This is a genomic window from Hyalangium ruber (genome assembly GCF_034259325.1).
Lineage (GTDB): Bacteria > Myxococcota > Myxococcia > Myxococcales > Myxococcaceae > Hyalangium_A > Hyalangium_A rubrum.
The window spans coordinates 439,009-454,198 of the sequence record NZ_JAXIVS010000002.1; the positions used below are offsets into that span (position 1 = coordinate 439,009).

11 protein-coding genes are annotated in these 15,190 nt (G+C 67.9%); 5 read left to right on the plus strand and 6 right to left on the minus strand.

Translation table 11 applies throughout. The features are described from left to right. The first annotated feature begins 1 nt into the window (after nt 1). The gene (locus tag SYV04_RS06830) at nt 2–1,657 is read left to right on the plus strand and encodes an alkaline phosphatase D family protein (protein WP_321544811.1); all 1,656 of its coding nucleotides are present in this window, start codon (nt 2–4) and stop codon (nt 1,655–1,657) included. Nucleotides 1,658–1,667: 10 nt separating this feature from the next. Here the strand turns inward: SYV04_RS06830 and SYV04_RS06835 are convergent, their stop codons facing one another. Genes SYV04_RS06835 through SYV04_RS06845 form a run of 3 tightly spaced genes read right to left on the minus strand, consistent with a single transcriptional unit; the run spans nt 1,668 to nt 6,077 of the window. Further along, nucleotides 1,668–2,231 carry an imm11 family protein gene (locus SYV04_RS06835; protein ID WP_321544812.1) on the minus strand — a complete coding sequence of 188 codons (564 nt, stop codon included), beginning with the start codon at nt 2,229–2,231 and terminating at the stop codon, nt 1,668–1,670. Nucleotides 2,232–2,240: 9 nt separating this feature from the next. Then, a complete protein-coding gene (locus SYV04_RS06840) occupies nt 2,241–3,587 on the minus strand; it encodes an AHH domain-containing protein (protein ID WP_479691432.1) in 1,347 nt (448 codons plus the stop codon). 36 nt (nt 3,588–3,623) lie between these two features. Beyond that, the gene (locus tag SYV04_RS06845) at nt 3,624–6,077 is read right to left on the minus strand and encodes an efflux RND transporter permease subunit (RefSeq protein WP_321544814.1); all 2,454 of its coding nucleotides are present in this window, start codon (nt 6,075–6,077) and stop codon (nt 3,624–3,626) included. A 464-nt stretch (nt 6,078–6,541) separates the two neighbouring features. Here SYV04_RS06845 and SYV04_RS06850 point away from each other — a divergent pair, with 464 nt between their 5' ends. The 3 genes from SYV04_RS06850 to SYV04_RS06860 all read left to right on the plus strand — a co-directional run bounded on the left by SYV04_RS06850 (nt 6,542) and on the right by SYV04_RS06860 (nt 11,513). Beyond that, complete coding sequence (locus SYV04_RS06850) at nt 6,542–9,058, plus strand: efflux RND transporter permease subunit (protein ID WP_321544815.1); 2,517 nt, start codon at nt 6,542–6,544, stop codon at nt 9,056–9,058. A 100-nt stretch (nt 9,059–9,158) separates the two neighbouring features. Continuing rightward, nucleotides 9,159–9,680 carry a hypothetical protein gene (locus tag SYV04_RS06855; protein ID WP_321544816.1) on the plus strand — a complete coding sequence of 174 codons (522 nt, stop codon included), beginning with the start codon at nt 9,159–9,161 and terminating at the stop codon, nt 9,678–9,680. 117 nt (nt 9,681–9,797) lie between these two features. Then, the gene (locus SYV04_RS06860) at nt 9,798–11,513 is read left to right on the plus strand and encodes an NAD-dependent malic enzyme (protein ID WP_321544817.1); all 1,716 of its coding nucleotides are present in this window, start codon (nt 9,798–9,800) and stop codon (nt 11,511–11,513) included. Between the two features lie 11 nt (nt 11,514–11,524). On the opposite strand, the gene SYV04_RS06865 is transcribed toward SYV04_RS06860, so the two are convergent. From SYV04_RS06865 to SYV04_RS06875, 3 genes are all read right to left on the minus strand, one after another. Continuing rightward, nucleotides 11,525–12,412 (minus strand): trypsin-like serine protease, encoded by an 888-nt coding sequence (locus SYV04_RS06865; protein ID WP_321544818.1) that lies wholly within the window; start codon nt 12,410–12,412, stop codon nt 11,525–11,527. Further along, nucleotides 12,409–13,188: a trypsin-like serine protease gene (locus tag SYV04_RS06870; protein ID WP_321544819.1), complete on the minus strand. Its 780-nt coding sequence runs from the start codon at nt 13,186–13,188 to the stop codon at nt 12,409–12,411. The genes SYV04_RS06865 and SYV04_RS06870 overlap by 4 nt, the downstream gene beginning before the upstream one ends. A 293-nt stretch (nt 13,189–13,481) precedes the next feature. Next, complete coding sequence (locus SYV04_RS06875) at nt 13,482–13,697, minus strand: hypothetical protein (protein ID WP_321544820.1); 216 nt, start codon at nt 13,695–13,697, stop codon at nt 13,482–13,484. Between the two features lie 178 nt (nt 13,698–13,875). Here SYV04_RS06875 and SYV04_RS06880 point away from each other — a divergent pair, with 178 nt between their 5' ends. Next, nucleotides 13,876–15,141 carry a hypothetical protein gene (locus SYV04_RS06880; protein ID WP_321544821.1) on the plus strand — a complete coding sequence of 422 codons (1,266 nt, stop codon included), beginning with the start codon at nt 13,876–13,878 and terminating at the stop codon, nt 15,139–15,141. Nucleotides 15,142–15,190 lie beyond the last annotated feature (49 nt).

The window sequence follows — 15,190 nt, forward strand, 5'->3', positions numbered from 1 at the left end:
CTTGGCCTTCCACTTCGATCGGCACTGCCGCCTGCTCGGGCCCTTCCTCGGCCACATCACCGACACCGAGGCCCGCATCTGGCTGCACATGGCGGACCTGAAGCCGGGCGAGCGCCGCACGCTGCTGGTCACCGTCCACCCCGAGCGCCACACCGCCCGCGCCATCCGCCGGCTGCCGCTGGTCGTCTCCGAGGCGGAGTGCGGCGTCGGCGTGCTCACCTTGGAAGGGCTGGAGCCGGACACGCTGTACGCCTACCGCATCTGGTCGGACATGGACGGGCTGGCGCCGGTGGACCTCAACGGCCTGGAGCCAGGGGACCCGTGCTTTCGCACCCTGCCCCGAGGCGGCTTCGACCATCAGCTCGATTTCCTGGTGATGAGCTGCCACAACCCGGAGACGGCGGCGCTCGACGGGGCCAACGGCTTCGGCGTCTGGGCGCAGCTGCCCGACGTCATCGCGGCCAACAAGAACGTGCGCTTCGCGTTGCTCATCGGAGATCAGATCTACGCCGATGACGTCGAGCGCAAGGTGCTGCGAGAGAAGGACGCGCACAAGCGCCTGAAGCTGTACCTGGGCATGTACCGCAAATACTGGAGCGACGTGCGCTACCGCCGCGTCCTCTGCCGACTGCCGGCCTATCTCATGTGGGACGACCACGACATCACCGACGGCTGGGGCTCGCGGGAGGACTCGTTCACGGGCGGCAACTCGGACACCTTCAAGCCCGAGTGGACGCGGCTGTTCGAGTCGGCGCGCACGGCCTTCCGGCACATGCAGGCCTCGCGCAACCCGCCGCCGCTGTCCTCCGACTTCCAGGAGGGCTTCGACACGTGCTTCCGGGTGGGGCGCGCGGGCTTCGTGCTGCCGGACCTGCGCAGCCACCGCAACGTGCGCAAGGGCCAGCTGTGGACCGAGTCCCAGCGCTCGGCCGTGGCGCGCTGGGTGGAGGCGCAGCGTGAGCACCTGGACGTGCTCTTCTTCTGCAGCCCGGTGGTGTTCTCCCACGGAGACCCGTGGCTGGAGCGAATGGTCCACGGCGGCTGGCCCTACGTGCTGCAGCTCGTGTCGTGGCTGGGCTCGTTCCGGTACGCGGGCGTGCGCCGGACGGTGAGCACCTTCTACAAGAACATCGGCGATCTGCGCGACGACCTGAATGACAGCTGGGGTTCGGAGCCGAACCGGCGCGAGGCGGACCGGGTGCTGGACTTCCTCTTCGGGCTGCAGAACCCGCCCGCCGGGCAGAAGCCGCTGAGCGTCGTCATTCTCGCGGGAGACATCCACACGCCGGGTTACTCCACGCTGTACTCCTCGGATCCGGCGCACGCGCAGCGCCCGTCGATTCCGCACGTGGTGGCCTCGCCCATCTCCTATCAGCCGTTCAGCTGGCTGGGGGAGGCGGTGTACCGGCGCCTCTCGCGGGTGGTGAACCTGGGGGAGCGCGGCGTGTACAGCGCGCAGATCAGCCACCATTACTGCCAGCGCAACGTGGTGGCGGCCTCGCTGCGCAACGTCGCCTCGGACGAGTGGCACCTGAAGGTGAAGTTCTACCTGGAGGGCCACCCCGAGCCGCGCATCCTGCTGTTCGACCTGCACCGCTCCTCGGGGCGCGAGGCCATCCCCTGGCCCCACGCACCGGAGCCCAGCCTGTTCGGCTGAAGTCGAGGGGCTACACGCCTTTGAACTTGGCGCCCGTGGCGCCCATGCGCGTCAGGGCCTTCTTGATGTCCCCGGAGACGATCAGCGTGCCCTCCCAACCCGCCGGGCGGAACACCTTGGCGTCCCCGACTTTCGACCTGTCGATTCGCATGTGGTCGACGGCGTAATAGGTCCCCACTTTGTGGGGTACGCCATCCTCGGCGGTCCAGAACTGCACCTTGGAGGCTTTCTCGTCGATGCATCGGATCAGGCGCGTGGCCACGAGGATGAGGTACTGTTCCGGCTGGCCCTCGACGTCCACGGGGATGAGCTGCACATCGTTGGGAGCCAACTCCGACAGCATGGAGGCGACATTGATGTGAACGACGGGGATCCTCGAGTTCGTCTCGGAGAAGTCCAGCGGTCGGCCTTCGCTCTCCAGCTGAATCTTCAAGCGACCTTCGAGGCGAATGGGCGTCCCGAGCCTGAAGTCCCAGTCGTTGACTTCGTGGCCGTGGCCATCGACGGGGTTCTTGAGCTGCCATCGCCGCGGGACATGCAGATCGTCATACAGCTCGAAGAAGTGCTGCGGCATGGGTGCCCTCTATCGCGGCTTGGCCTTGGTGACGAGTCGGTTCAGCTCGGTTCCCGGTGTAGCGATCTCCCTGGCCAGCCTCTTGAGCACACCCGTCAGTGCGACTCGGCAGTCCTCCATGCTGCGACAGCGCTTCACCGCGTCATCCAGTCGTGCGTGGACCAGACGGTGGTACTGCTCGGGATGCGGCCCGTAGTGCCCTGGGAGCGGCAACCTGTTCGCCTCGTCATCCATCCGCATCCCAGCCTTGGCGAAGATCTGCCGAAACCTGGGAGTCCACGGTCCACCCCGTAACGTGGACGTATCGTTGGCGATGGTCGCGATGTGGTGCGTATCGACTCGGCCGCCACGTCCGGCCTTCGCCGCCATCGCCACGGCCCCTGGCGGCAGTGCCACGCGAAAGCCCTCGGCAGTGACCGCGACCTCCCGCACCTCCCCCACTGCCCGCAGCGAGATTCCTCCCTGCGCTTCGGCCTGCATCGACACCTGGGCCGATCCAGGCAACGTCGGTACCTTGGCCGCGAACCCCTGCGCCGTCTGGTTGAGGGCGGCCATCGCCAGCATCGCGAGCACTCGGGCCGCGTCGCGCCCGATGACTTTGCCGTAGCGCTCCCCCGCCTGGCGGAGCTGCTCGAAGGTGGTGGCTTCCTTCACCTCCCGCATCAACTGGAACCAGCCAGCAATGAGGTTGTAGAGCGTCTCGACTCCCACCCAGAGGATGAGCACGGTCGTCATCGCCGCCGCCAATGCCTTGGTCACCGGCTCGGGCAATGCCAGCAGGAACATGAGCGTTGCGACCGTCCAGATCGCCGCCTTCATTACCGCCTGGAGGCCCACCATCTCCCCCAATGCGCTCTGGAGCTCCTCCAGAACGGGGCTCTTGCTCAGGGCCAGCGCCAGGGTGTAGCGACCGTGAAGGTCCAGGTAACGCCCACCTGTCAGCGCGCCCCCCAGACAGTCGCCATCGGAGCCATACGCCCTTCGGCACCAGCCCCTGTAATCGCTCGTGAGCTTCTCCTCCTCGTCGGTCAACGCCCCTTCCAGAGGAGTGCCTGCCCCAAGCGGGATGAGCTTTCGGTCTCGGGGCAGGTACAGGTAGTCGCCGCTGAGTGCGTCCAGCGCGAACATCCTCCGCACCGTCTCTCGCGGGGAGGCGATCAGCCGTACCTCCAGCGCCAGCCGCCTGAGGGACTCTTCGACTTCCTCTTGTCCCAGACGCACAGGCTCCACTTCAGAGGCGCGTGGAACATGAACGAGGGTTTCACGCTCCCCCGTATCCAACCGGACCCAGCGTTGTGGGCCACTGCACCCAACAACCAACGCCAGCAGGAGCGCCCCGATGCGCTGCAAGCCCATAGGCCACCCCATCTCGTGAGAGAAGAGTATGGCGCGCTACGTGTTCTCGGCCGGCGCGGCGGTGGTGCTGTGCTTGCGCCGCCAGCGCTCCACCAACAACAGCAGTGACGGGAAGCCCAGCAGCACGATGACGACGTTCACCCCGAAGCCCAGGTTGGCCACGTTGCCGATGGAGTTGAGGCCCGGGTGCTGGGCAATCACCAGCGCCAGGAAGCCGATGGCGCTCGTCAGCAAACCACCGACGATGGCGCGCCCTGTCTCCGCGTACACCGAGATGAAGTCACTGTCCGGCTCGGACAGGCGCTGCATCAGATGCACGCCCGCGTCCACCGTGGTGCCAATCAGCACCGGCAGCACCACGATGTTGAGGTAGTTGAACTTCAGGTCCAGCAGCGCCATCAGCCCCGCCACCGACAGCAGCGTGGGCAGCATGCAGATGAGCGCCGTGCGCAGCCGCCCCAGCGTCAACCACATGGCTGCCAGCACCGAGAGAATGGCCGCGCCGAGGATGCGCGGCCCGTCCTGCGCCACCATGTCCAGGATGTCCGCGACGATGAGCGCCTCGCCCGCGGCTGACACCTGCGTGCCATCGGGCAGGTTCATCCCGCGCACCTCCTTGGCGAAGGTCCGCGTCCGCGCGCCGTCCGCGAGGTTGATCGCCGAGTACACCAGCACCACGCCGCCCGCGTCCGCGCCGCCCAACCCCTCGAATTGCCGCCGCACCGCCTCCGGCAGGTTCTCCCGCTGGAAGGGCTCGGCCCGCGTCATCTTCAGCGCGCGCTCCAGGTTGCTCCGCACGTCCTTCGGCATCCGCTCCGGATCCAACTTCTCCAGCCGCTGGCGGATGGCCTGCAGCACCGTCTTCTTCTCCTGCTGCTGCTTGGGCACCAGGTCCACCAGCGCCCCGACGAAGTCGATGGTGGACTCCTTGCCGCGCTCGGCCTTGCGCTTCTCCAGCTGGCGCACCACCTCGTGCTCCATGTCCCGCGAGTCGGTGAGCACCACCACCGGCGTCTGCGAGTAGCCGAGGATGCGGTTGACGCTCCGATCCAGGCTCACCGAGGGCACCCGGACGTCCTCCAGCTTGGAGGCGTCGTAGCTGAAGCTCACCCGCCAGGCCTGGCTGATGAGCACCACCAACCCCAGCCCCACGACGATCGCCACCGCGCGGTAGCTGCGCGGCAGCCACCGGGCCAGCAGCGCCAGCGGCCCCGCCGAGCCCACATGCGTCCGCGGCGTCCAGCCCCAGCGCGAGGCCAGGCCCAGCAGCGCCGGGAGAATCAACAGGTACGAGGCGATGCTCACCAGCATGCCCACCGCCGCGATGATGCCGAACTCGTGGAAGGCGGCGAACTCGGAGATGGACAGGCTCAAGAAGGTGAGCGCCGCCACCAGCGCGGCGATGAAGGCCGAGAATCCCGTGTGGCTGAACGCCTCGCGCGTCGCCTGCAGCGAATCCTGCCCCTCCGAGCGCAGCGTGGTGTAGCGCCCCAAGAGGTGGATGCCGTGCTCCACGCCCAGGCCGCCCAGCACCGCGGCCAGGAAGCCCGTGAGGAGATTCACCTTCCCGTACGCCAGCCCCACGAAGCCATACGTCCACGACAGGCCCGCCAGCACCGGCGCCATGGTGAACACCACGCCCAGCGCGCTTCGGAAGTGGAACGCCAGGTACAGCACCAGCAGCACCATCGCGATGCCCGAGGCGCGTCCCAGGTCCGCGGTGATCATCTTCTGCTGGTCCATCTTCTTCTTGAAGGTGCCGGTGACAGCCGTCTTGAACGTCGGCCCGTACTTCGAGAAGTCCTGCTGGGCCAGGAAGTCCTCCACCTGCCCCACCACCTTCTTGGCGTAGTTCAGGTCGGCGCTGCTGCCCTTGGGCTTGAGCATGAGCACCACCAGGCGCTCCTCGGGGTCGATGAAGTAGAGGTCCTCCCCGTTGGCCATGCGCTGGCTGGCGCTGCCGGCGTACTTCTGCTCGATGTCGGTGAAGTCGATGGGCGGCGGCGGCGCGTCATCCAGCCGGACGAAGAGCGGGTTGGCCTGCTCCTTCTCCCAGGCGATGCGCGCGTCGATGCGCTCCTGGATGACCTTCAGGTCCGGCACGTCCACGTAGTAGAGCGCGTGCTCCTCGAAGAAGGGCCGCGGCCGCTGGTAGTTGACGAACTGGATCTCCGGCAACTGGGCCGCCTTCGGCACCATGTCGTCGACGAACTGCTTGAGCACCGCGGGCTCGGCGCCCATGCCCACCACCACCACGTAGCCCTGGCCGCCGAAGCGCTTGCGCATCTTCTCGAGGTCCTGGACGCTCGGGAAGGACTTGGGCAGCAGGCCCACCATGTCGGCGTTGAGCGCCAGCGTGCGCGCGAAGAAACCGCCCAGCACCACCAGCACCACCGCCACCACCAGCGCCTGCCAGGGCTTGCGGTGATTGCGCGCGGCGAGCGCTCCCATCACCGCCTCGATCCGCTCCGCCACCCGCTTGTCGCTCATGTCTCCGCTCTATCTGTACGAAAACCCACAATTCAAGCCGCTCACCATCGCCAGCGGTGTCCCCGACAGTCAACGGATCCGCCGGGGAAACCAGGAGGCCAGAGAAGCCCCCGGCTGCTTGGTGGACGTACCCTGTCATACCCCCTGGCGGCCGACTTTCTTCCCAACCCCGCTCGACAAGCCGCGCTGCTGGCAGGGGTTCGAATGACTGAATGCTCCGCTTGCGGGGGCGCACCTACATGGTGGGCTTCCCTCTGGGGGTAGAGCGTTCTCGGGGAAGCAGGAACGAGCCTCTAGGGAGCAGCCGAGCGAGCGGGCGTCGCTGTCGGGCGGGCGCGGCGTGGCCAGTTTGCCGCCCGAGGGAGTGGGGCTCGCACGGCGCGGGCTCTCGGGAGGGGGAGGGCGCCCGGTTCACCGCGCCGCCGGGAGGGCCCGGAGGCAAGGTCTCGGCGCCGCCCAGAACGATGGTCTCGGATCCGACGACTTCAACCGGCTGGAGAGGGCGCCTGGAGCGCGGTCTCGGCGCACTGGCGGCGCGCAACTACCGTCGCCCCGGAGCGGCGCTGGCGGTAGCCGTGGCGCTGAGCCTGCTCGGGGTCTTCTTCGCGCGGGGCCTGTCCCTGGACGCCAACCTGGTGAGCCTGCTGCCCAAGTCCTTCCAGAGCGTGGAGGATCTGCACGAGTTGGAGAAGCGCTTTGGCGGCATGGGCTGGGTGGTGGTGGTGGGCGAGGGAGCCGAGCCCGAGGCCTTGCGCCGCTTCGCCGATGACATGGCGCCGAAGCTGGAGGCGCTGCCGGGCATCCGCTTCGTGGAGGTGCGCCGCCCCGGAGGCTTCTTCGAGGAGCACGCCCTCTACTACCTGTCGTTGGAGGACTTGGAGGAGGTGGAGCGGCGGCTGCAGTCGCGCATCACCTATGAGAAGGAGCGCGCCAACCCGCTCTTCGTGGACCTGATGGACGAGGGGCCACCCTCGGTGGACTTCTCGGACCTGGAGGCGAAGTACGGGGCGAGCGGGGCGCGCCGGCTCTCGGGCAGCGGCGAGGCGTACTACCTGGACGAGGGGGCGCGCCGCGTGGTGCTGCTGGCCAAGCCCGAGGGCAGCTCGGCGGACCTGGACTTCTCCCGCCGCGTCATCACCGAGGTGGAGAACCTGCTGGCCGCGCAGAACCTGTCGGCGTACGGGCCGGGCTTCAAGACGGCCATCACCGGCACCTTCCAGAAGAAGCTGGATCAACAGCACCAGATCGGCCGGGACATCGCCGTGTCCTCGGCGGTGGCGGGCGCGCTGCTGCTCATCTTCCTCTTCATCCACTTCCGCAGCGCGCTGGCGGTGGGAATGGTGCTGGCGCCGGTGGGCATGGGGCTGGCGTGGACGTACGGACTGGTGGGGTTGGCCTATGGGCGGGTGAACCTCCTCACGGGCTTCCTGGGCGCCATCCTCGGAGGCCTGGGCATCGAGCACGGCATCCACCTGCTGGGGCGCTACCTGCACCTGCGCGGCGAGAACTGGAAGCCGGAGCACGCCCTGCGCGAGTCCTTCACCCACACGGGCAGCGCGGCGCTCATCTCCGCGCTGGTGGCGGCGCTCACCTTCCTGCTGCTGGGCACCTCGCGCTTCCGCGCGTTCCGTGAGTTCGGCGTCATCGCCGGCGTGGGCATGCTGCTGCTGGTGGCCGCCTACGTGCTGGTGCTGCCAGCGGTGCTGGGGCTGGCCTCGCGGCTGGGGTGGAAGCCCGGGCCGGCGGCGACGGCGCACCTGAACGCGCCCCTGGGCCGGCTGTTGGTGCGCTGGCGCAGGCCGCTCACGGTGGTGTCGGCGCTGCTGGTGGGCGGGCTGGTGCTGGACGTGGCGCGCGTGCGCTTCGACTACAACTTCAGCTCGCTGGAGGACCAGCAGCTGCCCTCCTTCGTGCTGGATCGGCAGGTGAACCGGCTCATCGGCTATTCGCAGACGCCGGTGGTGGTGCTCACCAACTCTCCGGAGGAGGAGCGCGCGGTGGTGGAAGAGCTGCGCGCGCGCAAGGCCCAGTTGGGCGAGCGCTCCACGGTGGACTTCGTCGCCTCGCTGGCGACGCTGGTGCCCGAGGACCAGGCGCGCAAACAGCAGGTGCTCCAGCGCCTCCAGGGGCTGTTGAAGGACGTACCCGAGGAGCAGCTCGAACCCCAGCAACGCGAGCAGCTCGCGGAGCTACGCGAGCAGGTCCAGGCTCCGCCCTTCACGCGCGAGCAGCTGCCGACCTCCGTGCGCCGACAGTTCCAGGGCACGCAGGGCCAGAGCGGCTTCGTGCTGGTGTACCCGAGCATCAGCCTGGGCAGCGGAGAGGCCATCCGAGCCATGGCGCGCGAGGTGCGCGGGGTGCAGCTGCCCGGCGGCGGGCGCATCTCCGCGGCGGGCGAGCCCATGGTGCTGGCGGACATCCTGGAGATGGTGACGCACGAAGCGCCGCGCATCCTTATAGGGACGGTGCTGGTGGTGCTGCTGGCCATGTGGGTGACGCTGGGCAACCTGCGGCTGGCGCTGTTGTGCCTGACGCCCACGGTGGTGTCGCTGCTGGCGCTGGTGGGGTTGATGCCGCTGCTGGGCATGGAGTTCAACTACCTCAACATCCTCGTCATCCCCGTGCTCATCGGGACGACGGTGGACGCGGGCGTACACCTCTTGACGCGGCTGGTGGCACCCGACAGTGACTTCGTCTCGGTGTACTCGGAAACGGGACGAGCCATCTGCGGCGGCCTGCTCACGAGCGCGGTGGGCTTTGGCGCGCTCTTCCTCGCGGACCACCCGGGCCTCAACTCGGTGGGCGCGCTGGCCAACCTGGGCTTCGGGGTGAACCTGCTGGTGATGGTGGTGGCCTTCCCCGCGCTGCTGCTGCTGCTGTCCGAGCGGCGGCGGCGCAAGCAACTGCTGCGCAGGGCCCACGCGCGAGACGAGGCTCCGCCGCCGCCTCCGAGCTCCAGCGACGTCCCCTCCGCCAGCTGAAGCGGTCCGGAGAGCATGCGGCCTGTCGAGCGGCTCCTGCAGGTGTAGGCACCGCTGCTCACGTTCCCCAAGCAGCAGCACGCACACAGGGAGAGACATCGTGAAGATTTCGAAGATGAAAATGCTGGCGGGGGGCCTTCTGGTTGGTGCGCTGACGTTCATGGGCTGCAAGTCGGACCAGTCGGCCGAGAAGACGGGGGAGCCCACGACGGAGACGGGCACCAGCACCGGCACCACGGGTGACCAGGGCACCGGAACCACGGGTGACCAGGGCACGCCGCCGGGCACGGGCGGCTCGGGCGAGCCTACCGAGACCAAGCAGTCGGACGACAACCTGCGCATGCCGTACGAGGATCCGCTGCGCACGCCGGAGGACGAGAGCGTGCGGGGCTCCGAGTCCGAGCTGGAGCCCGGCATCCACGACGACGCCACCTTGGATCCCGGCTCCGGCGTGGGCGGCTCGGGCTTGGGCACGGGGGCCGACGACGGCACCCGGGATGACAACCTGAACGAGGGCGGAAACCTCGAGGAGGACTTCCGCATCCCGGACTCGCCCGCCGACACGCTGCCGGAGGACGGGGCGATGAACAACGACCTGGACGTGCCCGAAGGCGCGCGCTGACCCGCGTCAGCGCTTGGAGTTGAAAGGAAGCAGCGCCCGCGCAACCACGCGGGCGTTGCTGTTTGCGGGCCTGGAAGTTACACGAGGGGCCTCGACCTCCTCGGAAGAGACCCCCTCATGAAACAATACGAGAAGAAGCACGACGCGAACGGCCAGGCCTACCTGGAGACGTCCCTGCCGGGGCTGGTGCTCACCCGCCTGCCGCTGCTCAACAAGGGCACCTCCTTCTCCTGGGAGGAGCGCAAGGAGTTCGGGCTGATGGGCGTGCTGCCCACGCACGTCTCCTCGCTGGAGGAGCAGGTCGCCCGCTCGTACGCGAACTTCAAGAGCTTCCGCACGGACCTGGAGAAGCACGTCTTCCTGCGCGCGCTGCAGGACCGCAGCGAGGTGCTCTTCTACGCGCTGATTGATCGGCACATCGAGGAGATGATGCCCATCATCTACACCCCCACGGTGGCGCAGGCGGTGGAGCAGTTCAGCCGCATCTACCGCTATCCGCGCGGGCTGGTGGTCAACCCCGAGAACATCGATCAGATCGACTCGCTGCTGGAGAACACGCCGTTCCCGGACGTGCAGCTCATCGTCGCCACGGACAACGAGGGCATCCTGGGCATTGGAGACCAGGGCTTCGGGGGCCTGGCGATCTGCATCGGCAAGCTGTCGCTGTACACGGCGGCGGCGGGCATCGACCCGGCGGTAACGCTGCCGGTGGAGCTGGACGTAGGCACCAGCCGCAAGGACCTGCTGGAGGATCCGCTCTACCTGGGCGTGCGGCGGCCGCGCATGGAGGGCCAGGAGTACGACGCGTTCATCCACCGCTTCGTCACGGCGCTGCAGCGCCGCTTCCCGAACGTGCTCCTGCAGTGGGAGGACTTCAGCAAGCAGAAGGCGTTCGACGTGCTGGACCGGTACCGGGACGTGGTGCCCTCGCTCAATGACGACATCCAGGGCACGGGAGCGGTGGTGCTGGCGGGGCTGCTGGCGGCCTCGCGCCAGACGCAGCGGGACCTGGCGCAGCAGACGTTCCTCATCCACGGCGCGGGCGCGGGCGGAGTGGGCGTGGCGCGGCAGATCGTCCGCGGGTTGCAGCTGCAGGGGATGTCGCTGGAGCAGGCGCGCGCGCGCATCTTCCTGATCGACTCCAAGGGGCTCATCCTGAAGGACCGGAAGGGGCTGGAGCCGTACAAGCTGGAGTTCGCGCACGAGCCGGCGCGGGTGGCGGGCTGGAAGCTGCAGGGCGGCATCCCGAGCCTGGTGGAGACGGTGCGGGAGGCGAAGGTGACGGTGCTGCTGGGCCTGTCGGGCCAGCGCGGCGCCTTCAACGAGGAGGTGGTGCGGGCGGTGACGGCGAACACGCCGTACCCGATGGTGTTCGCGCTCTCCAACCCCACGGCCAACAGCGAGGCGGTGCCCGAGGACATCTACCGCTGGACGCAGGGCAAGGCGCTGGTGGCGACGGGCAGCCCGTTCGAGGACGTGATGTGGGAAGGGGTGGCGCACCCGGTGGGCCAGGGCAACAACGCGTTCATCTTCCCGGGGCTGGGGCTGGGCGTGCTGCTGAGCCGGGCGAAGCGGGTAACGGATGGGATGCTGACGGCGGCGGCGCTGGCGCTCTCCGAGTTCGTGGACAAGGGGCGACTGGCACAGGGCGGCCTGTATCCGCGGATGGACAAGATCCGGGTGGCGAGCAAGCAGGTGGCGGTGGCGGTCATCCGCCAGGCGCAGAAGGAAGGCGTGGCCACGCAGACGCTGCCGGAGGACCTGGAAGCCCACCTCGAGGCACGCATGTGGCGTCCCGAGTTCCTGCCCATCCGCAAGGCCCGGAGCAGCTGAGCGCCCGGGAATCAGCGGGTCTTTGACTTGTTGGTCTCCTGGATCATTTTTCCGAGCCAGCCCCTGTAGTGGTACGTGCTCGTGAAAGTCGACCTCTCTCCAGTGATGGCACTGGAGAGGATGCCGACCAGCTTGCTCTCGCGGAAACAGGGACCTCCACTGTCACCACCTCCCGTGAGAGAGCCCGGCGACTTGAGCTTGAAGGTCTCCCCCGCTGAGTCCTTCTCCGAGATCGTATTGTCCCCAAAGCGGCGGGTCAGTTGGAGGTCTCCGTACACGCTCTCTCCGCTCTCGACCCTGTCCGCGCCGAAGCCCACGATCGTGACTGCTTCATCCACGTCGATGTCTTCCTCGATGTCCGGCAGCACATGCGTGAACTTGGCCGCAACCGCTTGAGGCAAGCGGATCAACGCAAGATCTGCCTTGCGCTCTTTGACGATCCTCTTGTCGAGCACCACCTTGAAGCTGGGATGTGGAAGCACTTCTCCCGTGTGCTCCTCGAAGACATCCTCTTCCTTCGCTCCGAGAGGTTGATACAGCGCCGTCTGCACGGTGGCCGCCCGGTTACATGTCGATGAATCCCCTACGAGTACACTCTCCTGCTTGCGCAGCGTGCATACGCAGTGGCCCGCAGTCAGGACGAGCCGAGGGCTGATCAGCACACCCGTACAGTATGGCTTTCCGCTGCGGGGGAGCGTGATCGCTACAACGGATGAATACCTGTTGCGTCGATCCTCCTGACTGGGCGGCAGGATCGCCAGCACCTCGCCTTCTGCGCGATCCGGTACTGGGGCGGTCCCAAAGCATCCCCCACCCATTACCAGCATTGCGACAGCCCAAAAGCCTCGAGCCACCAGCGTGCGTCGGCGCGCCATTCGACCTCTCCCGATGAGACTCATGGCGACCGGGCGCCCTCAGCGGCAACTCTCTGAACTTCGGAGCGCACCCATTCTCGATGAAGATAGACCCTCGTGAATGCGGGCCTGTCGCCAAGGCCCATGCTCGAGACTCCAACCAGTGCCGGGCCTTCTCTCTCCTGGAGCAAACAGGGCGCTCCACTGCCACTCGTGAATGCGAGCCCGGCTTGGGCTTCGAGCAGCGCCACGTCACTGCCCGCGGCAACCACCTCCGCGACTTTCATCCGCCCGGAGCGGCGGACTCCTTGAATCAGGTCGGTGGTCGGATCGAGACCGTAGCCGACCAGCACAACGGACTCGCCCGCCTTGGCCTCGGTATCCGCGAGCCGAGCGGGCGAGAAGCCTCCATCCACCTGTTCCTCCAAGGAGACAACCGCAAGATCCGCGCCGCTCGACATCACGCGAGACTGCGCATCCAAGAGCACCTTCAGGTCGGGATGAGGCCTGACCTTTCCATGACGAGTCCTCGACTGGATTCTCGTGGGACTTGCGGGCTCGCCCTCTCGCGGATGGTAGAGGACCGTCACGACCTCCGCGCTCTCCGCACAGGCAGCGCCATCAATGATGGATTCGCCGTCGCGGCCCTCCCCTGTGAACTTGCGCCTCGCGCATACACAGTGTCCTGCCGTGAGGACCAGTCTCGGGCTGACGAGCACGCCACTGCACTTGAGCGTCTCCCCCGCCTTCACTGAGGCCTTCACCATGACGGTGAACGCGTACTGGTTCTCTGCATCCTGGAGCCCATCCGCAAAAGCCACTCGCTCATCGATGGCAAGCGACTCGCCCGCTGTCTCACCGAGAGGCGCACTCGGACTGGCATCCGCGGGCTCATGAGAAGGGGATTGCGAAGAACACTTACCGCAAGAGAGCAGCAGCACGACGCACACCAGCATTGGGGACAGCGCTGCCCGGCCATCGAACATCTCGTCATTCCTTCACTGTGGCCTTCATCGTGCCACAGGAAGTGCGGCATGACCTCGCCTTGCAGAAGTGAAGGCCTCCTCCCGAAACGGAGAAGGCCTCCACCTCCTGAATCCGCCTGGCTCGCGCCTCAGCTCACCCCGACACCCGGATAGGGAATGGAGGAGGGCTGTGGCTCGATGATGCGGGGCTCGTGATGGGGATGATGGTCCGGCATCTCGTCGGAGCCCTCGGCGGGGAATATCGGAGGAACATGCGGAGCGCGCTCCTCCTCCTCCGAGTGGGCGGTGCGGCTCGGCGGCGGCACTTCCGGTATGGGAATGTGCAATACGTCCTTCTTGCTCATGGCATCACCTCCGGTGGGCGTCTGCTTCAAGAGTGTTGAGGCCTCGTCCGGCCGGGCACTCTTTTCGAGCCGCTGTCTGGCGCTCGCCCGGAGGGCAGCCAGCCTTGGCCTGACATAAGTTCACCCGGCGGCCCGTTTCCGAGAGACGAACCACGGTCCGAACACCGAGCGAGGCGGAATGGGCATCAAGCTGTTGCTGGCAGGTCGATACATGGGCGGAGAGCACCTCTTCTCTCCCCCCGAGGAGCCCGAGCCCTGGCTGCGACGTGTCGAGAGCTGGTTCCAGGACGTCACCGGCGAGTTCCTGGAGAGTTCCCGCATCGTCGAGGGCCCCCAGGGAGCCCCGCTGCTCCTGCTGCGCCTGCATCCGGCTGCGGGAGAGGTCTCCGTGCTGGCCGCTGGGCAGGCAAGGGTGGTGGTCTCGGCGGAGACCTTCGCCGTGGGCCCCGGCTATCACCGCTACCTCTGTGACCTGATGAAGCAGTTGGGCCTGGCGCTCCACATCACCTGGGCGGACCCGAACCTCGAGGAGGGCGTGGGAGACCCGACGGGCTACTTCCACACCGGGGATGCCGGACCGCTGGAGGAGCAGATGCTCACGGGGCTCGGCGACGCGGCCGGGCAGGTGCTCGAGTACCGGCAGCGCGGGCTCTTCGGCTTCGCGATGTCCATGCGCTTCGGCCACGTCTTCGAGCACCCGGGCGCGCTGCTCACGCCCATGGGGCCTCGGGATGAGGCCTGGCTGCGCGCCGTGCATGCGGAGCCGCGCCGGGGCACGGACGTGTTCCCCTGGTGGGCGCCGGGCGTGAATGCCGCCTCGCGCCTGGGCCGAGCCCTCAGCCGGCTGTGGACGGAGGTGGTGTGGCGCCCGCCGCTGCTGGAGGAGGAGCGCCGCCTCTTCCGGAACGTGGCGCGGCTGCTGGAGCAGGCCTGGCGCGAGGATCCGACGCTCCCCTACCCCTGGCGCGAGTGGCAGGAGGTGCTGGGCTATCTGGGCATCGGCGGGACGCTGGCGGAGCAGGTGAGTCAGCGCGCCTCCCAGGCCGCCGAGGGCCCACGCGTGGGCTACCGCCGGGGCTCGGTCCAGGTGGTGCTGCCCGAGGGCTGGGAGATCCGCATCCCGGGCTCACTCGCCGAGGAGCACCTGAATGACGGCAGCTGGGTGGCGCGAGACCACCGCCGCAGCGTGCGCTTCGTGCCTTTGGAGGACGCCGAGGACATCGCCCCGGCCAGCCCGGAGCGGCGCGCGCTGGAGATCGAACACCATGGGGCCCGGGTCAGCGGTCGCGCCTCGCTGCAGGTGGGTCCGGGAGAGTGCCGGCTCACAGCGGTGTGCCGCGCTGGGACACGGCGCGCGCTGTGCCTGGTGAGCTTCGATGATCCGGAGGAGCAGGACTGGGCGCTCGGCACGTGGCGCTCACTGGACCGCGCCGCAGCTGCGTGACGCCCGCTGAGAAGAATCCCCCGCGCGCCAGCCCCCCCGAGGCCAGCGC